The sequence below is a fragment of the Avibacterium volantium genome (genome assembly GCF_900635775.1).
Taxonomy (GTDB): Bacteria; Pseudomonadota; Gammaproteobacteria; order Enterobacterales; family Pasteurellaceae; genus Avibacterium; species Avibacterium volantium.
This window is the reverse complement of record NZ_LR134167.1, coordinates 784,326-805,170: the sequence shown is the minus strand read 5'-3', so window position 1 is coordinate 805,170 and position 20,845 is coordinate 784,326. Positions and strand designations below refer to the sequence as shown.

General features: G+C 38.4%; 20 protein-coding genes and 3 pseudogenes. 11 read left to right on the top strand and 12 right to left on the bottom strand.

Annotation, left to right across the window (positions count from 1 at the left end; genetic code table 11):
- Position 1 precedes the first annotated feature (1 nt).
- The 5 genes from ELZ61_RS03995 to ELZ61_RS03975 all read right to left on the bottom strand — a co-directional run bounded on the left by ELZ61_RS03995 (position 2) and on the right by ELZ61_RS03975 (position 4,675).
- Positions 2-631, bottom strand: a complete 630-nt coding sequence (locus ELZ61_RS03995) for a ubiquinone biosynthesis accessory factor UbiJ (protein ID WP_126371620.1) — start codon at positions 629-631, stop codon at positions 2-4.
- Between the two features lie 11 nt (positions 632-642).
- On the bottom strand, positions 643-1,485 hold the full coding sequence (gene ubiE / locus ELZ61_RS03990; RefSeq protein ID WP_241969728.1) for a bifunctional demethylmenaquinone methyltransferase/2-methoxy-6-polyprenyl-1,4-benzoquinol methylase UbiE: 843 nt from the start codon (positions 1,483-1,485) through the stop codon (positions 643-645).
- 122 nt (positions 1,486-1,607) lie between these two features.
- On the bottom strand, positions 1,608-2,993 hold the full coding sequence (locus tag ELZ61_RS03985; protein WP_126371618.1) for a DASS family sodium-coupled anion symporter: 1,386 nt from the start codon (positions 2,991-2,993) through the stop codon (positions 1,608-1,610).
- A gap of 226 nt (positions 2,994-3,219) precedes the next feature.
- Entirely contained in the window at positions 3,220-3,720 is a 501-nt protein-coding gene (rraA, locus tag ELZ61_RS03980) for a ribonuclease E activity regulator RraA (protein ID WP_103854135.1), read from the bottom strand.
- A 49-nt stretch (positions 3,721-3,769) separates the two neighbouring features.
- On the bottom strand, positions 3,770-4,675 hold the full coding sequence (locus ELZ61_RS03975) for a 1,4-dihydroxy-2-naphthoate polyprenyltransferase (protein ID WP_126371616.1): 906 nt from the start codon (positions 4,673-4,675) through the stop codon (positions 3,770-3,772).
- Positions 4,676-4,778: 103 nt separating this feature from the next.
- Between ELZ61_RS03975 and tsaA the strand changes: the two genes are divergently transcribed.
- Positions 4,779-5,495, top strand: coding sequence for a tRNA (N6-threonylcarbamoyladenosine(37)-N6)-methyltransferase TrmO (gene tsaA / locus ELZ61_RS03970; protein WP_126371614.1), 717 nt, complete (start codon positions 4,779-4,781; stop codon positions 5,493-5,495).
- A 69-nt stretch (positions 5,496-5,564) separates the two neighbouring features.
- Here the strand turns inward: tsaA and ELZ61_RS03965 are convergent, their stop codons facing one another.
- On the bottom strand, positions 5,565-6,302 hold the full coding sequence (locus ELZ61_RS03965; protein ID WP_126371612.1) for an MIP/aquaporin family protein: 738 nt from the start codon (positions 6,300-6,302) through the stop codon (positions 5,565-5,567).
- A 401-nt stretch (positions 6,303-6,703) separates the two neighbouring features.
- Between ELZ61_RS03965 and glpK the strand changes: the two are divergent.
- Positions 6,704-8,213, top strand: a pseudogene (gene glpK / locus ELZ61_RS03960) (glycerol kinase GlpK).
- A 126-nt stretch (positions 8,214-8,339) separates the two neighbouring features.
- Here glpK and ELZ61_RS03955 read toward each other — a convergent pair.
- The 4 genes from ELZ61_RS03955 to rpe all read right to left on the bottom strand — a co-directional run bounded on the left by ELZ61_RS03955 (position 8,340) and on the right by rpe (position 11,487).
- Complete coding sequence (locus ELZ61_RS03955) at positions 8,340-8,972, bottom strand: hypothetical protein (protein WP_126371610.1); 633 nt, start codon at positions 8,970-8,972, stop codon at positions 8,340-8,342.
- Positions 8,973-9,113: 141 nt separating this feature from the next.
- On the bottom strand, positions 9,114-10,115 hold the full coding sequence (gene trpS / locus ELZ61_RS03950; RefSeq protein ID WP_126371608.1) for a tryptophan--tRNA ligase: 1,002 nt from the start codon (positions 10,113-10,115) through the stop codon (positions 9,114-9,116).
- Positions 10,116-10,138: 23 nt separating this feature from the next.
- A complete protein-coding gene (locus ELZ61_RS03945) occupies positions 10,139-10,813 on the bottom strand; it encodes a phosphoglycolate phosphatase (protein ID WP_126371606.1) in 675 nt (224 codons plus the stop codon).
- Positions 10,813-11,487 (bottom strand): ribulose-phosphate 3-epimerase, encoded by a 675-nt coding sequence (gene rpe / locus ELZ61_RS03940; protein ID WP_126371604.1) that lies wholly within the window; start codon positions 11,485-11,487, stop codon positions 10,813-10,815. Before rpe ends, ELZ61_RS03945 begins: the two co-directional genes overlap by 1 nt.
- A gap of 153 nt (positions 11,488-11,640) precedes the next feature.
- Here rpe and ELZ61_RS03935 point away from each other — a divergent pair, with 153 nt between their 5' ends.
- Together ELZ61_RS03935 and ELZ61_RS03930 are read left to right on the top strand one after the other, a co-directional pair.
- Complete coding sequence (locus tag ELZ61_RS03935; protein WP_126371602.1) at positions 11,641-12,252, top strand: LysE/ArgO family amino acid transporter; 612 nt, start codon at positions 11,641-11,643, stop codon at positions 12,250-12,252.
- A 126-nt stretch (positions 12,253-12,378) separates the two neighbouring features.
- Positions 12,379-12,792 (top strand): transcriptional regulator, encoded by a 414-nt coding sequence (locus ELZ61_RS03930; RefSeq protein WP_126371600.1) that lies wholly within the window; start codon positions 12,379-12,381, stop codon positions 12,790-12,792.
- On the opposite strand, the gene ELZ61_RS03925 is transcribed toward ELZ61_RS03930, so the two are convergent.
- Both ELZ61_RS03925 and ELZ61_RS03920 read right to left on the bottom strand, forming a co-directional pair.
- The gene (locus ELZ61_RS03925) at positions 12,793-13,227 is read right to left on the bottom strand and encodes a DNA repair protein (RefSeq protein ID WP_126371598.1); all 435 of its coding nucleotides are present in this window, start codon (positions 13,225-13,227) and stop codon (positions 12,793-12,795) included.
- 20 nt (positions 13,228-13,247) lie between these two features.
- A complete protein-coding gene (locus ELZ61_RS03920; protein ID WP_126371596.1) occupies positions 13,248-14,261 on the bottom strand; it encodes an IS1595 family transposase in 1,014 nt (337 codons plus the stop codon).
- Between the two features lie 85 nt (positions 14,262-14,346).
- On the opposite strand from ELZ61_RS03920, the gene ELZ61_RS03915 reads away from it, so the two are divergent.
- From ELZ61_RS03915 to ELZ61_RS03885, 7 genes and pseudogenes are all read left to right on the top strand, one after another.
- Positions 14,347-14,679 (top strand): helix-turn-helix domain-containing protein, encoded by a 333-nt coding sequence (locus ELZ61_RS03915; protein WP_126371594.1) that lies wholly within the window; start codon positions 14,347-14,349, stop codon positions 14,677-14,679.
- 246 nt (positions 14,680-14,925) lie between these two features.
- Entirely contained in the window at positions 14,926-15,999 is a 1,074-nt protein-coding gene (locus ELZ61_RS03910) for a DNA cytosine methyltransferase (protein ID WP_126371592.1), read from the top strand.
- Positions 15,989-17,065 (top strand): DNA cytosine methyltransferase, encoded by a 1,077-nt coding sequence (locus ELZ61_RS03905; protein ID WP_126371590.1) that lies wholly within the window; start codon positions 15,989-15,991, stop codon positions 17,063-17,065. Before ELZ61_RS03910 ends, ELZ61_RS03905 begins: the two co-directional genes overlap by 11 nt.
- Positions 17,055-18,506: a restriction endonuclease gene (locus ELZ61_RS03900; RefSeq protein ID WP_126371585.1), complete on the top strand. Its 1,452-nt coding sequence runs from the start codon at positions 17,055-17,057 to the stop codon at positions 18,504-18,506. Before ELZ61_RS03905 ends, ELZ61_RS03900 begins: the two co-directional genes overlap by 11 nt.
- Positions 18,507-18,696: 190 nt before the next feature.
- Positions 18,697-18,819 (top strand): annotated as a pseudogene (locus ELZ61_RS03895) (IS1595 family transposase); the annotation flags it as partial.
- A gap of 305 nt (positions 18,820-19,124) precedes the next feature.
- Positions 19,125-20,198, top strand: a pseudogene (locus ELZ61_RS10850) (IS1595 family transposase).
- A gap of 24 nt (positions 20,199-20,222) precedes the next feature.
- Positions 20,223-20,735, top strand: a complete 513-nt coding sequence (locus ELZ61_RS03885; protein WP_126371583.1) for a hypothetical protein — start codon at positions 20,223-20,225, stop codon at positions 20,733-20,735.
- Positions 20,736-20,845 lie beyond the last annotated feature (110 nt).

Genomic DNA, 20,845 nt, shown 5'->3' with positions numbered 1-20,845 from the left:
CTTATTTTCGTGCTTGCTGAAGCTGATTGAGTTTTTGTTCTAAAAGCGCGGTCTGTTTTTCCAGCTTTTTTACTTGCTCGCAAAAATCTGCAATGGCAAGGCTTGGCGAGATAACTGCCCATTCTTCCGTTAAACGCTCCCCCCAATATTGCTGGCTTTGTTGCAATTTTCTTTTTGCCATCTGAGCAAAATTGCGTAAAAAATTCACCGCACTTTGTGCCACCACATCACCCACAAAAGGGGAAAGAAGTTCGGCAGGATCTTTCTCTAAAAACTCCAACAAGGTAGTGAAATCTTGCAAGACTTGCAAATCCCCTTGTAGCTGAATGGATTGATCGTTTAAATGGGCGGATAATTGCTGCTTACTCGGCATTTGTAACAATAACTGCGCTTTGAGATTCACTGCACAATCCACTTCACCTTCATATTGATTGAGCAGATCAATGCGCTGTGGAGAAAATACAAAATATATCGGAAAATCAAACTGTTGTGGCTGAATTTTCAGCACCTTGCCGTTAAGTTTGCGTAAATAAATTTCGCTATGTGCGGTACGTTTTAGCAAATAATTTAGCAAGGATTCCAACGCACCGTTGAGCCATTGTGGTAGCATTAATTGTTGCAGAAAGTTCATTTTTTGCTCGCTTAAAATTTATAACCACGGTGCAACGCCACAATGCCCGCGCTGAGATTGTAGTAACTCACTTGCTCGAACCCCGCTTGCTCCATCATTGTTTTAAGATCTTCTTGTTTCGGGTGCATTCGGATTGATTCGGCTAAATAACGGTAACTATCGCCGTCATTCACCACCACTTCGCCGATTTTCGGCAAAATATTGAAAGAATAAAAATTATAGATTTTGCTGAGTGGATCTAGGATCGGCTTAGAAAATTCCAACACCAACAAACGTCCACCGGGTTTCAGTACGCGAAACATTGAACGCAATGCTTTGTCTTTGTCTGTAACATTACGCAACCCGAAACTGATAATCACGCAATCAAAGGTGTTATCGGCAAAAGGCAAGGTTTCCGCATTGGCTTGCACATAGTTAATGTTGCCAATCACGCCAAGATTGCGTAATTTATCCCGCCCCACGTTGAGCATTGAGGAATTGATGTCAGCCAAAATCACTTGCCCCGTTTCCCCCACAAGACGAGAAAACTTGGCACTGAAATCGCCCGTTCCGCCTGCTAGATCCAACACTTTTTGCCCTTTCCGCACGCCACTGCAATCGATCGTAAATCGTTTCCAAACGCGATGAATACCGAAAGAAAGCAAATCATTCATTAAATCATATTTACCTGCCACCGAATGGAACACGTTCGCTACGAGCTTTTGTTTTTCTGCTTTTGCTACGGTTTGGAAACCAAAATGGGTGGTTTCTTGCTCGTTATCAATAGGCGCTGCATTAGACTGTTCTACGTCAGTTTGCGCAAAGTGCGGTGCATTTTCTTGCTGTTTTTTGTGGGTGTTGTTGTGGGAAGTCATAACCTTGTCCGAAAATAATCTGAATGCTGCTTAGGATAACAAAAAATAGCGGATTTCTCCGCTATTTTTATTCGATGTGAAGAAGAAAATAAGGGCGAAAGGTTGCTTTCACCCTTATCATTTTAGAACCACAATAAATAAGCCACTGTACCAATCACAAATACGCTAATGAGATTGAGCAAGATACCTGCGCGGATCATTTCACGTTGTTTCACTTCGCCAGTACCAAATACAATCGCGTTTGGCGGTGTGGCGACTGGTAACATAAAGGCACAAGATGCCCCTAAGCCGATGATTAACGCAAGGCCAAGCTCTGGCATTCCTAAAGATTGTGCAATGGAGATAAAAATCGGTACTAGTAAGGCCGCACTTGCGGTGTTAGACGTAAATTCCGTTAAGAAGATGATAAATGCTGCCACCAATAAGCCGATGAGATAGAAATGTCCGCCTTCAATTAAGAATACGATACCATCAGCCAAAATGCGGCTCGCGCCTGAATCACGCAATACGGAACTTAGGGTTAAACCACCACCAAACAGCATTAACACACCCCAGTCCGTGTTGTTTTGTAATTGTTTCCAAGAAGCAACTCCTGTGGCACAAATCACCACCGCAGCGAAGAGCGCAATCACACTATCAAAGCTGGCAATTTTTTTCTCAAGCCCTAGCAAAGAAGAAAGCATTGGGTTAATTTTGCTGCTGAACACCCAGCATAGCGCGATTAAAACGAAAATCGCAAGGGTGATAATGCGTTTAGAATTAAACTCAATTTTTTCAAAATCTTGTTTGAAATGTAGGTTTAGTTTCGGGCGGAATACCATATATAGCGTACCAATCATAATTGGCATTAATAGAATCATCACTGGTAAACCGTAACTTAACCAATCGGAGAAAGTGAGTTTTAGTTGAGTTGCCACAATGTTATTTGGTGGGCTACCTACGAGCGTTCCCATACCGCCGATACTTGCACTATAAGCAATCCCTAATAGTACGAAAACATAGGTATTATGCTCACGCTCTTTATCCATTTGGCTTAAAATCCCCATTGCCAGTGGTAACATCATTGCCGCAGTTGCGGTGTTACTCATCCACATTGATAAAAATGCGGTAATGGTAAAGAGATAAAGCACCGCCACCAATAAACGCCCGCCAGCTAATGCCATAATTTTGTTGGCAATCATACGGTCAATATTTTGTTGGTGTAAGGCTGTAGCAAGCGCAAATCCCCCAAAGAATAGGAAGATATTTGGATCAGCAAAGGCAACCAGCGCCTGCTTGGTGGTAACCAGATCCAACACTATAGCCAATAGCGGCACTAAAAGCGCAGTGATGGTAACGTGCAAGGCCTCAGTGAGCCATAACACGGCGATAAATGCCAGCATTGCTAAGCCTTTGTTCGCTTTGGGATCGAAAGGCAGAAAATTCAATAAAACAAAGAAAAGCACCATATCGGCAATAAGAATAATTCCATTGCGATGTGAGGTAGTTTGAGTTGATGTTGCATTCATAGTAATTCCTCTTTATGGTTGTTATTTGTGCTAACTTTTTTGGGTTAGCCATAAAGACAAGCTAACGTTATCAACTTGTTAATAAAAAGCAACAAAAAATTTGTGGTTTTGTGAGGCAGGTCAGAAAAATAATTGGGGGAAATCGCAATAAAGGGATAACAAAAGGAAAACAAGGACAAAAAATAATGGCAAGAAAAACTTGCCATTATGTTAATCCTTAATCAAATTATTCTTCTTCGACATCTTCTAACTCTAACGGCTCTTGCGAAAGAATAATGCCGGTTAAATCTGCATACACATAGTCTTCTGGGTAGAAAGTAACACCACCAAAATTCACTGGTACATCAACTTCCCCTTGCGTATCATCACTTGCACCCACTGGAATTGGTGCAAGGGCTTGAATACCAATATCTAAATTTTCTAACTGTTGAATTTGGCGAACGGCACCGTAAACAATAATTCCTTCCCAGCCATTATCTAGAGCAAGCTGAGCAAGATCCGCATCAATCAAGGCTTGGCGCACTGCACCACCACCATCAACCAATAATACGCGACCTTCACCGTTTTCTTCTAAAATCTCGGCAATTAAGCCATTGCTTTCAAAGCATTTTACCGTGGTAACCTTGCCGTAAAATGAGGTCAATCCACCAAAATTAGAAAAGATCGGTTCAACAACATCAACTTGATCTAAATAAACATCGCACAATGTGGAAGTATCAATACACATAAGTTCACCTTTTTACGCTGAAAATGATTGTTCTAGTATATGCCTATTGCTAGCCCACTAGCAAGCCGAAACTAAAAAGTAAGTTGGTTAAAAGCGCTAACATTGACATTTGCCCGAGCATTGGACGCAATAACAGGGGATCTTGGCTACGATAAACATACAAGGCGTGCTTCACCAATAAAGGATACGCCAAAAGAAAAATAAAGCTCAATAAATGGTGGAAATTCGCCAAGGCAAAAATCACATAACACAACGCCCCTACGGCTAGTAAAGTGCAGTGATAAATTCGTCCATTTTTCGCCCCAAGACGAACGGCAAGGGTGTTCTTACCTGCTTTTTTATCTTGCTCAATATCGCGTAAATTATTGATATTTAATACCGCAGTAGCAAAAAGCCCCGTTGCAAGTGCGGGTAAAAAAATCATTAAATTTAATTGATGCGCTTGTAAATAATAAGTGCCACATACGCCCAAAATACCAAAAAACAGCAGCACGGAAATATCGCCCAACCCCATATAACCATAGGGCTTTGCGCCTACGGTATAAGTAATCGCGGCAATAATGGCAAGCCCACCTAAAAGAGAAAATGCCAAGAGATCCGCATAACTTTGATACGCAATGCCAATTAACAGAAAACCGAAAAACAAACTTGCTAAGATCACCGCAATAAGCCCTTTTTTCAGCTGTTGCGCACTAATCACGCCGTGTTGAATGCCACGCAACGGGCCGATACGCTCTGCGGTATCACTGCCTTTTTGATGATCGCCATAATCATTGGCAAAGTTAGAAAGAATTTGTAGCAACAAGGTGGTAATCAAACATAACAGGCTGATTTGCCAGCTAAATTTATGATCCCAATAGGCAAGTGCTGCCCCCATAACAATCGAAGCGGCAGCTAAAGGCAGGGTTTTTGGTCTTGCGGTTTCCACCCACATTTTAACAACTTGTTTATCCATATTTTTCACTTATCTTTCTAAATCCTGATTTTGGCGTAAAATATCCCAAAGGATGGGCTATTGTACTCATTTATTTTCGCCATTTTAACTGTTTAAGGAAAATATGTCGCAACTTAATTTAACCCTTTCCCCCATCGGGATTATTCACACGCCTTATAAAGAGAAATTTTCCGTGCCACGCCAGCCTAATTTAGTACAAGACGGCATTGGCACAATCCGCTTACTCGCACCTTATAACCAACCTGAAGCCGTGCGTGGCTTGGAGCAATTTTCTCACTTATGGCTTATTTTCCAGTTTGATAAAATCCCCACGGGCAAATGGCAGCCCACCGTTCGCCCACCACGCCTTGGTGGTAATCAACGCATTGGCGTATTTGCTTCACGCGCCACACACCGCCCCAATCCCTTAGGGCTTTCCAAAGTAGAATTGAAACGCGTTGAAATCAATCAAGGTGAAGTGTTGTTGCATTTAGGCTCGGTCGATTTGGTGGACGGCACCCCTATTTTTGACATTAAACCCTATATTGCCTATGCCGACAGCGAGCCCAATGCCAATTCAGGCTTTGCCCAACAGCCCCCCGAAGCAAAGCTACAAGTGTGCTTTTCCCCACAGGCTCAAGCGCAATTAATCAAGTGCGGTGCAAAATATCCAAATTTTCAGCGTTTTATCACGGAAGTGCTACAACAAGATCCTCGCCCCGCTTATCAACAAGGAAAAACATCTGATCGTATTTATGGAATGAAATTGTATGAATTTAATGTTCGGTGGTGGGTGAAAGGTGATGAGTGGGTGGAGGTGATTGAGATTGCAGAAGAATAGGGCTAGCCCCACATAAAAAAAGCGTTCAAATATCCTCAAATTGAACGCTTTCCTTTTTCCTATCCATTCTTACATTAAGGCGTTGTACAGTAAACCTGCCAACACAGCCCCTGTAACTGGGCCTAAGACAGGTACCCAGCTGTATTGCCAATCTGCACCTGTATTTAAGGTTTTACCTAATAAGCCAAGGGTTAGACGAGGGCCGAGATCACGGGCTGGATTGATGGCATAACCTGTTGTACCGCCTAAGCTCAAGCCAATTGCCCACACTAAGATTGCTACCGGTAATGCGCCAAGAGAACCTAATCCAATTGGTGTGGCAGAGCCTTCTGGAAAATTCAGGCTTGCGCCAGTGATGTAGAAAATCACGAATAATAAAACAAAGGTGCCAATGAGTTCGCTAATAAAGTTGCTAGCATAGTTGCGAATGGCTGGTTCTGTACAGAAACACGCGCGTTTTGACCCTTGATCTTCAGTAGCTGCAAAATGATCTTTATAGAAAATATACACAAGTAGCGCGCCGAACATTCCTCCTGCAATTTGCGCGGCTACATAGCCTAAAATCATTGAAGGCGCAAAACTGCCAATTACCGCCAAGCCAAGGGTTACTGCAGGGTTAAGATGTGCGCCACTATAAGGCCCTGTTACGACCACCGCCACATAAACCGCAAACGCCCAAGCGGTGGTGATCACAATCCACCCTGAACTTTGCCCTTTGGTTTTATTTAAGCAGACATTTGCAACGACACCATTTCCCATTAAAATCAGTAATGCCGTACCAATAAATTCAGCCAGATAAGCATTCATAATGCACTCCTTTTTAATCCATTTTATGAGATCTGTAATTTTCTTTCGTTTAGATCCAAAAAGTGTTCTTTTGAATATTATTGGTGCGTATTTCATTATTAATAGAAAATCTTATAAAGCAATACTTTTTGTAAGGATTTATCTACTTTTCCTCCAATTTGCTAGCTGGATCACATTTTTAATTTATTGATTATTATTGAAATATAGTGAATAACTCATAATAGGGAGCAGTAAAAATATTTTGTGAGGTGGATCAAAAATTTGAATATTGCTCATTTTAAATTTGAGCGTTTTCGGTTATTTTCTTTCAGGTAATTCTTTCGTTTTAGCTCAAAACTAATGTTCTCGCGAGTAAAAAGGTGCAACATTTTACTTATCTAACAGACAAAAGAGGATCGGTTATGACAGAGAAAAAATATATCATCGCCTTAGATCAAGGCACAACCAGCTCTAGAGCGGTATTGCTTGATCATAATGCCAATGTGGTTGAAATTGCACAGCGTGAATTTACTCAAATTTACCCGCAAGCTGGCTGGGTGGAGCATAATCCAATGGAAATTTGGGCAACACAAAGTTCCACCTTAAACGAAGTGGTGGCGAAAGCAGGTATTTCTTCTGATAGCATTGCCGCAATAGGGATCACGAATCAGCGTGAAACCACCATTGTATGGGAAAAAGAAACGGGTAAACCTGTATATAATGCCATTGTGTGGCAATGCCGCCGCACTGCGGATATTACCGATAAACTCAAAGCTGACGGCCACGAAGATTATATTCGCAAAACCACAGGATTAGTGGTAGATCCTTACTTTTCTGGCACTAAAGTGAAATGGATTTTGGATAATGTAGAAGGTGCAAGAGAAAAAGCTGAACGTGGTGAATTGCTTTTTGGTACGGTGGATACTTGGCTGGTGTGGAAACTCACGCAAGGGCGGGTACACGTTACGGATTACACCAACGCTTCCCGCACAATGTTGTTCAACATTCATACCAAACAATGGGATGACAAAATGCTCGAAATTTTGGACATTCCAAAATCAATGTTGCCAGAAGTGCGAAATTCTTCGGAAATTTACGGGCAAACCAACATCGGCGGTAAAGGGGGCGTGCGTATCCCCGTGGCAGGGATTGCAGGTGACCAACAAGCCGCCCTTTATGGACATCTTTGCGTTCACGCAGGGCAAGCGAAAAATACTTACGGGACGGGCTGTTTTATGCTAATGCACACGGGTGATAAAGCGGTGCAATCACAGAATGGTTTGCTTACCACCATCGCTTGTAATGCCAAAGGCGAACCTGAGTATGCTTTAGAAGGCTCTATTTTTATGGGCGGGGCTTCCATTCAATGGTTGCGTGATGAACTGAAAATTGTTCACGATAGTTTCGACAGCGAATATTTCGCACAGAAAGTGCCTGATTGTAACGGGGTTTATGTTGTTCCCGCCTTTACTGGTTTAGGCGCGCCTTATTGGGATCCTTACGCCCGTGGCGCAATTTTAGGCCTATCCCGTGGCGCAAACCGCAACCACATTGTGCGCGCTACCCTTGAATCTATCGCCTATCAAACTCGTGATGTGTTAGAAGCAATGCAATTTGATTCAGGGGAAGAAACTTAAATCCTTACGCGTGGACGGCGGCGCAACTGCTAATAATTTCCTAATGCAATTCCAAGCCGATATTCTCAACACCCCAGTTGAACGCCCCGTGGTGAAAGAAGTTACCGCACTAGGCGCAGCTTATCTCGCTGGGCTTGCCACCGGATTTTGGAAAGATTTAGACGAACTGCGTGATAAAGCCGATGTTGAACGCACTTTCCTGCCTGATGACGATGAAGCTAAACGCATTAAACGTTACAAAGGCTGGAAAAAAGCCGTGAAACGTGCATTAGAATGGGAAAAAGATGAAGATTAATATTCCTTGTTAGAAAAAGTGCGGTGGTTTTTATTAAATTTTTAAACCGTATATACATATAAGAGAAAAGGCAGCGTATCAATATTTACTTGAACGCTGCCTTTTTAGTACGAAATATATTAAGCCTTATTTCACAAACTCACTAAACGTTAATTCATAATGATCGCCATCTTTATCGTAGGAAATATAGCGTGGGAATTGTTCACCTGCGTATTTTTTCACTACAAAAGATTTTTCACCCGTGCGGAATTGATAGGTGATTTCGGTGTGCGATTGATTATCCTGCGTTACTTTTCGTTCGCTTTTTTTCACCAATACATTTTTCATTGGATACAATTTTTTGCCGTTAGTAATTTGGAAATTTTGCGGCAATTTATCGTAATAGCTAAGCTGGAACGCCACAGTGAATAAATCAAAGGTTGGCATTTCAAGTGGCTCGCTTTTCAAACCGTTTTTCACTTTACCATACGCAATTTCATTGCCTTTGATGATCGTTTTGGCATAAGGCTTACCATTACGCACATCTTGGTAATTAGTCATTTTAAAATCCGTTTTGCTTTGCGTCCCAACGGATTTGAATTCAATGTTATACAGCGGAATATTAATCTTAGCATCAACGCGATATTGCGATCCGTTGGCGTTAAAATGCACATAAGCAGGCATTAAATAATTTGAGCTGTATTTGATATTGGTATCTAAATTTGCCCAGGCATTAGGCAAAGCAAACAAGCTAAGCAAAAGCACTTTGAATAGTTTCATTAACATTCCTTCTAATACTAATTAAATGCAGTGTTTATTTAGATTGCATTGCAGAACAATAGTTCATTGCAAAAGAAAGTGCGGTGAAAATTAGGCGAATTTTTCGCCTAATTTATGATTAAAATAAAATCGCGATAAGTATTAAAGGGCAACAAAACCGATAGCTTTGTACACCGAATCTAATGTAGCTTTCGCGCGTGCTTGGGCTTTTTTCGCCCCTTCGGCAGCGATTTTATGCAATAAGGCTTCGTTATTACGGAAATGGTGATAGCGCTCTTGCAACTGGGTGAGCATTGCAGATACTTCATCGGCCACGGCGGTTTTTAAATGACCGTACATTTTGCCTTCAAATTCTGCTTCTAATTCGGCAATGCTTTTGCCGGTAATTCCCGCTAAAATATCTAACAAGTTAGACACGCCTGCTTTATTTTTTACGTCATAACGAATTACAGGTGGCTCATCGGAATCTGTTACCGCACGTTTAATTTTTTTCACTACAGACTTTGGATCTTCCAACAAACCAATCACGTTGTTGCGATTTTCGTCTGATTTCGACATTTTTTTCTCTGGCTCAAGTAAGGACATCACGCGCGCGCCCGCTTTCGGAATAAATACTTCTGGAATGGCAAAATGTTCGCCATAAAGTGCGTTGAAGCGCTGCGCAATATCACGGGTGATTTCTAAATGTTGCTTTTGATCTTCCCCCACTGGTACTTGATTGGTTTGGTAAAGCAAAATATCTGCCGCCATTAAAACAGGATAGGTAAATAATCCAACATTCACATTTTCGGCGTGGCGTGCGGATTTATCCTTAAATTGGGTCATACGCCCCATTTCACCAAAATAGGTGTAGCAATTTAGCACCCACGCAAGCTGAGCGTGTTCTGGAACGTGCGATTGAATAAAAATTGTGCTTTTTTCAGGATCAATGCCGCAAGCTAAATATAACGCTAGCACATCAAGGGTGGCAGAATGTAATTTTTGTGGATCTTGACGCACTGTGATGGCGTGTTGATCCACGATACAAAACAGGCATTCATAATCATCTTGCATTTTCACCCATTGGCGTAACGCGCCAAGGTAGTTACCAATAGTCAATTCACCAGAAGGCTGAACGCCACTAAATACGATAGGTTTGGTCATTGTTATATCCTTTTTAATTCATATTAAACAATTTGCAGAATTTGCGCGAAATCATCAAAAACCCAATCAGGGTGCGCTTCTGCAATAGGAATATTGTAGTTGTAGCCGTAGGTTAATCCCACCACAGGGCAGCCTGCAGAAGTGGCGGCAATGATGTCATTTCTTGAATCACCCACAAATAAAATCTGTTTTGGGTATAAGCCGAATTTACCGCATAAGTAATACAGTGGCGCAGGGTGCGGTTTGATTTGCGGTAAGGATTGCCCGCCCAAGGTTTCGCTAAATAAATGATCAATGCCAAAGGCTTTTAGCACAGGGAGAACGTGTTGCGTTGGCTTATTGGTTACCACGGCTAAAATAAAGCCACGTTCTTTTAATGCGGTGAGCGTTTCTTTCACATTAGGATATAAACGGCTGAGATTACACAGGTTTTCGCCATAATAAAAATTAAAGCGCGTTTTTACTTGCTCAATTTCCACCGCACTTAATGTTTTGCCAGTTTGTGCGGTTGCCCATTCCAATGCGCGTCCAATCAATACGCCCGCGCCATTACCGATCCAAGTTAGCACTAATTCTTCAGGCGCTGGCGGCAAATCTACTTCACTTAACGCAGAATTCACCGAAAGGGCTAAATCAGGCAGGCTGTTTACTAACGTGCCGTCTAAATCGAAACCAATAAGTTTAAATTGTGATGTCATTATTTGCTTACCTTACTTAATTCTTGACGCATTTCGTCAATCACTTTTTGATAATCGGGTTGATCGAAAATTGCCGAGCCAGCCACAAAGGTATCCGCCCCTGCGCGTGCAATTTCCGCAATATTATTCACTTTAACCCCACCATCGACTTCTAAACGAATATCCAAACCGCTTTCATCAATGCGTTGGCGTGCTTGTTTTAATTTTTCCAGCGTTGCAGGAATAAAAGACTGGCCGCCAAACCCCGGATTTACTGACATCAGCAAGATCATATCTACTTTATCCATCACATAATCCAAATAGCTCAATGGCGTGGCGGGATTAAACACCAAGCCTGCTTTGCAGCCATTATCACGAATAAGTTGCAACGAGCGATCAATATGCTCTGTGGCTTCTGGGTGGAAAGTGATGTAATTCGCCCCTGCTTTGGCAAAATCAGGGATTAAACGATCCACCGGTTTCACCATTAAATGCACATCAATGGGCGCGGTAATGTCGTAATCACGCAGGGCTTTGCATACTGCAGGGCCAAAGGTTAAATTTGGCACATAATGGTTATCCATTACATCAAAATGAATTAAATCTGCACCGCACTTTAGCACGTTTTCCACGTCTTCGCCCAAGCGGGCTAAATCCGCTGATAAAATAGATGGCGCAATTAAAAAAGGTTTCATTTTATCCCTCTAAATAGGCTGAAAATATGTGTCGATAGTGTACTACTTAATAAGGCAAAGTTTAAGGAAATTTGCCCTTTGCGATTGATTATTTTCACCTATGGCTTTTATAATCGCCGTTTTGAATCATTAGGGAATAACTAGGGGAAAGCAATGGAATTTTATCTACAGGGTTTTTTAATGTGCTTTGGTCTTATCGCTACCATTGGCGCACAAAACACATTTTTACTTAAACAAGGTTTGCTCAAACAGCACGTTTTCTTGCTTTGTGTGCTATTTTTCCTCTGTGATTGCTTGTTATTTTCCCTTGGCGTGTTTGGTTTAGGGCATTTCATCAGCCAAGAAAAAATCGCCAGTGTGGTATTAGCCTTAGTGGGGGGATTATTTTTGCTGGTTTATGGTGGCCGCGCTTTCCTTTCCGCTTATCGCAACAACACCGCGCTCGCCTTAGAACAAGGAGCAAGCTTATCCCTTAAAAGAACGCTGGCGATCGCCCTCGCGCTCACTTTTCTTAATCCGCACGTTTACTTGGATACCATTGTTATCGTAGGCGGTATTGCTGGCACGTTAAGTATCGAGGATAAAACCGCGTTTCTGCTCGGCACAATTTCCGCGTCAGGATTATGGTTTTTCAGTGTGGGCTATGGCGCAAGATTGCTGATTCCCTTTTTCCAAAAACCAATCACTTGGCGTTTGCTCGATTTCTGCACGGGGATCATTATGTGGTTTATTGCTTATGGGCTAATTAAGTATGCCTTGGCATAATCAAGAATAAAAAGAGCGGTGATATTTTTCCTTATTTTTCGGTATTATGTAGCAGTTGCACAAAGATTTAACTAGGTGTTTCTGCTACATTTTTCTTATCTCATTGTAATTTAAAGGTAAGAAAAAATGAATGCGTTAGAAAAATTATTGATTGAAGAAATTTCCCTTGCAGAACAAGAACGGGTTGAATTTGAAGCAAAGATAAAGGGATTAAATCAGAAAATTTTAGACTATCGAACTGCGCTAAATCACGCAAGAGATTCAGATTTTTTATTAAGCAAGAAATCTCGCAATGTACGCTTTCAGTCGTCTCCATGCCAATTAGTGGCGCATATCCTTAAAAAGCAACCTGAAAAATGGTTTCATACGAATGAAATTACCCTTCAAGCATTGAAATTAGATAACCAGCCTATTGATAATGGTGTGCCACGCTTACACTTGCAAACAATGCATAGTACGTTAAATCATCTTGTTAAACATTCATTGGTTGAGAAAAAGGTAGAAGGGAAAACGTGTTATTGGCGTTTGAAGGCAATGTAGTTATATTTTCAATCTCCACCGCACATCATTTGCTTTTAATGCCACTCGTTCTACCACACCTTTATTGAGCCAGTGTTTTAATGCACCACGCACTGAAACCGTATGTTGCGGTTGAATGATTGGTTCTTGTTTATCTCGAATAAGAACGAGCTTAATCAATTCATTAACGGTAAAATCATGGTTTGGTTGAGCCTTCATCTCTGCCAATACCATTTGGCGTAACTTGCCTTTGAAATGGCGTTTATGAGTTTGATAAGTATAAAGCTCCGTATTGTATTCATCAGTCAGGGCTTCTTCCTGCATAATTTCAATGGCAGCTTGTAGTTTATTGAGTTTATCTTCCACTAACGTAAGGTGTTCTAGCACTTGTTTTCGCTCACGCTGCAAGCGGTCAATTTTTGCCTGAATTTGACTTAAATAGATTTTCTTTGCCATTACATTACCAGTCTTTCTACTTATCTGTGATTACCTTGCCAATAGCCTTTCCAAGCATTATCTGATGATGTACTGAGGCATTTACTGGTCACATCATTGAAAATGGTTAAATTATCCAGTTTACGAGTATCTTCACGATAGGCGACTTCATTGGCATAATTATCAAGATACACGTTACTCATCTTGTGGACTTGTCCGTAATACATACGTTTAAAGCGTGCGAAATAGCTTTCAGCAAGGTTGTTGGTAATGCCCTCATCGCTACGATATTCACGTTGATGGTTTACTCGTTGTAGGTCGTAATTCACCATCAATTCATCGTAGGCTGAGTTTTCGTCCGCATGAATACGGCTGTTTGGCTCAATGTACGCCGTGGCTAATTTCTTCACCGTTTCTGTGTTCTCTGAGAGAATAGGGAAAGTGATGGTTTTCTTTGCACCCACTAATTGCGGATTAGAAGCCCTTTCTTGTTCTGAATAACGCTCACGCATCACTAATACTGCACGTTTGTTAGGATTAGTATTTTCTTTTAATCGTCTATCTACACGTTCCGCCTTTTTATTCTTTGGGCGTGGCGCAGAATGTACATAAGTTCCATCTATATGTATTTCGCCTACTAGGGGGAATAACTCACGTTGGATAATCAGGCTTTCACGAATCTTATGCGCAAGGGTAAAAGCCGTTTTGTATTGCACATTCAAATCTCGAGAGAGCTGGCAAGCGGAAATCCCTTTTACCGCATTTACAAATAATGCAATAGTAAATAGATAGGTTTGAAGCGGCAACTTATGATTCGCAAAAATTGTACCTGATGTAATACTAAAAGTATGCTTACAATGTTTGCATCGCCACTGCTTGCGAGTAGAGATAAAGTAGGCTTGATGTTGAACACCGCATTTAGGGCAAACTTGTTCGTTTTCACTTCTCCAGCGTAGTTCATGCAATAAAGAAAATGCTTCCGCATCAGATAGGCGAGCTATCTTAAGTGGACTTAATTTTCTTGCAGAGCTAGATAATAAAAAATGCTGTGCCATAGATCTAAAAAAATGTACAATATGGGTATATAAGATGATTTAATCATACTCAAAAACTACATTTTAGTCAATATGGAATACAAAAATGAGTATAAGCAACCGTTTAAGAGAAGTGATGGAGTATAAAGGCTTGAATATCAAAGCCTTTGCTGAATTACTTGATATGCCTTACCGTACCCTTCAAAACTATTTGCTCAATGAACGTGAACCGAGTGCTGAAGTTTTAATCAAAATTAGTGATGTGCTGAATGTCGATTTGAATTGGCTAATGCGTGGAGAAGGAGAAATGTTTCGTAGTTCTACGAATAAAAATGAATTAAGCGAAAAAGAAAAGCAATTAATCAGCTACTATCGAAAAATGTCGAGTGATATGAAAATTGCTTTTGATGTATCCTTTAAATTCTTATCTAGAAAGTGACTATTTAGCAAAGCAAAGCTTAAATGTATTTGGATTATCCAACATCTATACTGTCTCTTACTCTCTATTTAAATATAAATAAAATTATGTGGTACATTCAAGTTATTAAGTGATATTCATGGTAAATAATTCGAAGAACTAAAACGAGAAAATTTGATCACAAAATAATAGACAAGATTCTACAAATAAAATTGTATGTAATTAGATTTAATCATTAATTTCATGATAAATATAGATAGGTTATTTATGAAAAAAAATATAATGGGATTATCTCTTTTTTCTAGTGCAGGAATAGGAGAATATTTCTTATCGAGAGTTGGTATTGATATTATAGTTGCTAACGAATTAATAAAAAAAAGAGCTGATTTATATCAAAAAATTTATCCAAACCATAAGATGGTGATAGGGGATATTAGAGATCAACGTATTTTTAATAAAGTATTAAATATTGCCCTTACTAATCAAGTAGATTTTTTAATTGCATCTCCCCCTTGTCAAGGTATGAGTGTAGCAGGAAAAAATCGAGATGTTAGTAATATGGCTAATGATAACAGAAATTATCTCATTATGTATGTGATAGCGATGATAAAAAAACTTAAGCCAGCTTATATTTTAATAGAAAATGTTCCGTTTTTATTAAAATTAGAGCTTTATATTGATAATAAATTAACACCTATTAAGAATATTTTAGAAGATGAGTTTGGAAGCGAATACCATATACATTTTGATATTCTAGATGCTGCAGACTATGGGACGCCACAAAGAAGAAAAAGGGCTATTATTAGGCTAAATAAAAAAGGAACAATTTGGAATTTACCTTTAAAACAAAACATAGTAAGTGTGGAGCAAGCAATCGGCAATTTACCTTCTATTGAGTCAGGTAAACATTCAGGTTTGAAATGGCATTATGGCAGGGGGCATACAGAGCAACAAATAGAGTGGATGAAGCATACTCCTACAGGAAAATCAGCATTTGAGAATTTAGTTCATTATCCTAGAAAAGCAAATGGTGAAAAAGTTAAAGGATATCACTCTAGTTATCGTAGAATTCGATGGGATGAACCAGCTCCAACAATAACTATTCGTAATGATGCAATTAGCTCTCAACGTAATGTTCATCCAGGTAGACCGTTATTAGATGGTACATATTCTGATGCTAGAGTATTATCTGTTTTAGAATTAATGAGATTAACAGGGTTACCTGATAATTGGGAAATCCCAGATGATACTCCAGAAATATTGATTAGACAGATCATTGGAGAATGTATCCCTCCATTACTTATAGAAAATATAACTAGGGAAATATTTAATGAAAATTAATGCAATGTCGCTTTTTTCTAGTGCAGGAATTGGTGAGTTAGATCTCCATAAAGGAAATCTAAATTTTGTTGTTGCTAATGAATTACTTAAAAAACGTGCGGACACTTATCAATTCTTTTATCCAGAAACAAAAATGTTTCAAGGTGATATCTCAGACGAAAAATTAAAACGTGAGATACTTCTTTCCGCTCAACAAAATAATGTAAAATTTTTATTAGCAACACCACCTTGTCAAGGATTAAGTTCAGTAGGAAAAAATAAACATCAAGATCATTTTATTAAAGATAATCGTAATTTTCTAATTTTTGAAGTATTTGAATTTATTGATGTTCTTAATTTGGATTTTATCCTAATTGAGAATGTTCCTAGATTCATTGAGATGTATTTCCCATATAATGGACAATTATTACTTCTAGAAGAAATTCTAAAAATAAAATATGCTTCAAAATATCAAATTGATATTGTTATTTTAAATGCAAAAGATTATGGAATTTGTCAGTCAAGACCTAGAGCTATAATAAAAATGTATAAATATGGTATTACGTGGAAACTACCTACTATACAAGCAGAAATTTCTTTACAGCGAGCAATAGGGCATTTACCGCCGCTTGAACCAGGGGAAGTTTCATCTATCAAATGGCATTCTGCTCCTAATGTAAAACCATCTATCATAGAAGCTATCCGTCATACAAAACCAGGAACAAGTGCTATTAGTAATCCTATTTTTTACCCAAAGAAAGATAATGGGGAAAGAATTAAAGGTTTTCACAATACTTATAAAAGAATGGAATGGGATAAACCAGCTCCAGCAAGAACTACATATAGTGGTAGTATTAGTTCACATAACAATATTCACCCAGGTAGATTACAATTAGACGGTACTTATTCTGATCCTAGAGTGTTAAGTTTATTGGAAACTTTCATTGTGAGTTCTATCGATGAAAATATAGAATTTCCACCAGGCTCCAGTGAGACTTATATTAGAACTATTATTGGTGAGGCTATTCCACCCAAATTACTTTCAGCAATATGTTTTCCTGATGGAGAAAATATTAATGTTAAATGATGATCAAATTTGGATATTTAAAAAACATACTAATAATATTCAGCTATTAATTGAAGTTGCTTTGTATTTAAAAAGCAATAAATCTTCTGTTTCAAAAAAAGATAAAGATGCGATGTATGATATATTCAGTGAATCTGAATTATATAATCCAAGAGAATCTTTACGTGATAAACCTTTGGACACAATTAATCATAAATTAGATGGGTTATCTTATTTTATGTTTGGGTACTCAGATAGAATAAATGATGAAAATAAATTTATTTTTAGTCCATTAGGAAATCTTTTCCTGAAATATCTACATGATAAAGATAAATTAAGCAAAATTTTTTCTTGTATGCTTATTAGTATGCAGTTTCCTCATCCATATAGTAAGCCTAGTGAATGCTTTTTACTATATCCATTTAGATTAATTTTTAAACTGCTTTTAGATAAACGCCTACAAGGTAGGCTATATCATTATGAAGTATATAAAATTATTATTCATACAATATCTATAGATGAAGCCAAATATGAATTTCTAGTCAAGAGTATATTAAATTCTAGAAAAAAATCTTGGAATGAGAAACTTAATGAATTATCAGAAATACAACATAAAGTTGTTAAATCTGTATATGAGTGGCAATACTACATTGTGCCATTGTTAGGTAGCTTACACATTTTTAAAATTAATAATGGAGATATAGAGCAAAAACTTTATCATCCTCAAAAAGATGGAAGTAAATCACCTCCAACAGCAAGAAAGGCAAATAATGGCTATGTAGAAATTAATGATAATTTGACTAATTTTATTGATAAATTATTGAACAAGTATTCTTTTTTAGATACCCCTATCTTATTATCTGATAGTCAACGAAAATCAAATGATGTGACTAAGGAAATTTATTCTTTTTACCCAGAGCTTCTTTTAGCAGAAATTGGCGAAACAATCTCTTTTGAATCTCATATTTTAAATATTCCTAAATTAATCACAGAATATTCCAAGAATCCAGATAATAGCACATCTGGCAAATTTGAGAAAATTCTTGAGGAAGCTTTTAATTTATTCATTGATGTAGAAGCTCAATGGTTAGCAGGAGCAGGCAGAACAGATATTGAATGTATGTATTTGCCAATAAATGAAAAATTTTCTATTGAAGCTAAATCAACAAAAAATAAATTAAGTATGATTAATTCAGGTAGATTAAAACGCCACAGAACTTTAATTAGTGCAAATTATACTATTGTTATTACTCCAAGATATGTACCTAGTGTACGTTATGATATTGAAGCACAAGATATAGTTCTCATAACAGCCGATACATTAGCAGAGTATTTATACAATAATATTATTTCTAATAATCGAGATATTTCTTATGCTGATATACAAGCTATCATTGTTGCTAATTTGGGAAAAGATATTAGTACTCAAATTTCAAATTTAACACTTTCCAAATTTGGTTGATGGATAAATGAATATGCATAAGAACATTACAGAAAAAACTATTGTATGATAGCAATCACAAAATTGTGATCTACATACCTCATAACTTATACAGTTTTAAAAGGGTTAAATCGCCATTCCTATATTCGAGTGGGCGATTTTTTATGTCTAGCGTTTAGCTTTGAGTACCTTGTACACACAAGGAATACTTATGGATCATTACTTACTTTCAAGCAAATCTAAAACATTATCCCTTAAACATATCTTCCGTCTAAGTGAAGATGAAGCCTTCCAACTTTTGAAAGCAAACCGTTGGGAAAATCCTGATAAAATCCTCCAAAGTAGTACGTCTAAATTATAGAATAAGCCACTTAAGATAATCACTCAAGGTGTTTAAAATATCATCAATTAAACTTGTCAAAAAATTTCTCTTGACAGAACTAAGACCTTTTTGGCACTCGCTATATTCAAAAATGCAGAAAATTTCAAAAAGCACTTGACAAAAGAAAACGCTTGACAAGCACCCTATAAAATAATATCTTTTTGCCCACCGAGAATAGTCCCTTCATTATGACTTTGTTTTTTAAGCCTAAAAAGGCTTGGAAATTTCAGAGTTTTAATGAAGGGATTTTTGTTTCTATGGCACAACATTTTCGGTTATCAGCGACAGCACGCCAGCTATCTATGGATAGCTTGGTGAGCTTGTCTGATGACGAGATTTTTCAGCTATTGAAACAAGCTCGATGGGGTAATGTAGATGAAATAAACGATGTTATTTGTCCGCATTGCCATACTCGCCACCACGCCTATTTCATTTCTACTCGTAAACAATGGCAGTGCAAACATTGCCAACATCGTTTTTCTATTACAGCAGGCACTATTTTTCAAGGTGCAAAACTTTCTTTGCGTAAAATTGTATTGGCAATTTTCTATTTTTCGACTGAAAGCAAAGGATTATCTGCTATTACACTATCACACAAGCTCAACGTGCAATATAAAACAGCGTGGGTATTGCTACATAAATTTCGTGAATCGCTTGATAAAGCCAAAGATTTAACACATTTAAGTGGCGAAGTTCATATTGATGGCGCTTACATGAACAACTACATTCGTCCTAAAAACTTTCTCCATAAACGTATTGATAGATGAAAGAAACGTTATCAGCGTGCAGATAAATCTTGTGTATTGGTATTCCGTCAACGTGCCGCTAATCAAGAAGTGATGAAAGGGGCTGATAGAAGTATTGTAGCCTTAATCAAAGAAGAAAATACGCAAGATATACTTCATTTAACGCAACGTCTAGTCAAGCCAAATAGTACCATTCATGCTGATGAAAACTCTGCTTACGACAGTTTAGCCTTTCATTATGATTTATGGCGAGTAAACCATTCGAAAGAGTACTGTTCGATTGACGGCGTAACGAATAACCTAGCCGAATCCTTTTTCGCACGGCTACGGCGAGCAATTACAGGTGTCTATCATAAGATGAACAATAAATATCTGATGTTTTATGCAAATGAAATAGCGTGGCGAGAAGATAATCGCCGAAAAAGTGTAAAAGAGAAATTTGAGCAATTACTAAAATGTTGCTTAAACACCTTGCCATCACGAGATTTTATAGGGTATTAGCAAGGTAATAAAAAAGCCGAAGCCTTGTTTGGTTTAGCAAGCCTGACTGCTTCAAACGATTCACGCTACCTAAATGCAGCGTAACATTGCAACAAAGAGGAATACAAAATGACTGAAAAAAGAATCAATACAAACCTTACTAAAATGTCTTACGAGCATTTTCAAGCGTTTATGCAAGGGATTGCTTTGCTTTATTCTAACGTGAGCTTTGAGCGTAATTACATGTCTTTATTTAGTGATTTAAGCTCAATGGCGAAACATGTTGAACGACTACCTTCGGATTTCTTTACTTTTTATGGGGCGTATGAAATTGCGGATAATCAAGTTGTGCTTGCTGTGTTTAGAATTAACCTCTCTGAATCAGAGAGCGATGAAAGTCCAAATATCTCAGATATTGAAGTGAGTTTTGCAGAAGATGAACGTAATCTACGATGCTCGGTTCGAATCAGAAAATATCTCACCCAATCGGATTTTGTAGCAAGGGCAAATGTTGCCTATCCACCAGTAATGGAAGATTTGTTATGGGAAAAAGATTCTGTCAGTAAAAAATCATCTAAAAAGACATCTTCTACTGAAATGGAAAATCCTGTTTGGGATTTCGATGACGATGTTTCTTTTTAAGTGAGTTATATTTTTCAATATCCTTTAAATCAGAAAGCCTTTAACTTATCATTAAGCTAAAGGCTTTCTTTTCAACGGTTAATTATTCAAGTTTTGGTTTTGTGCAACTG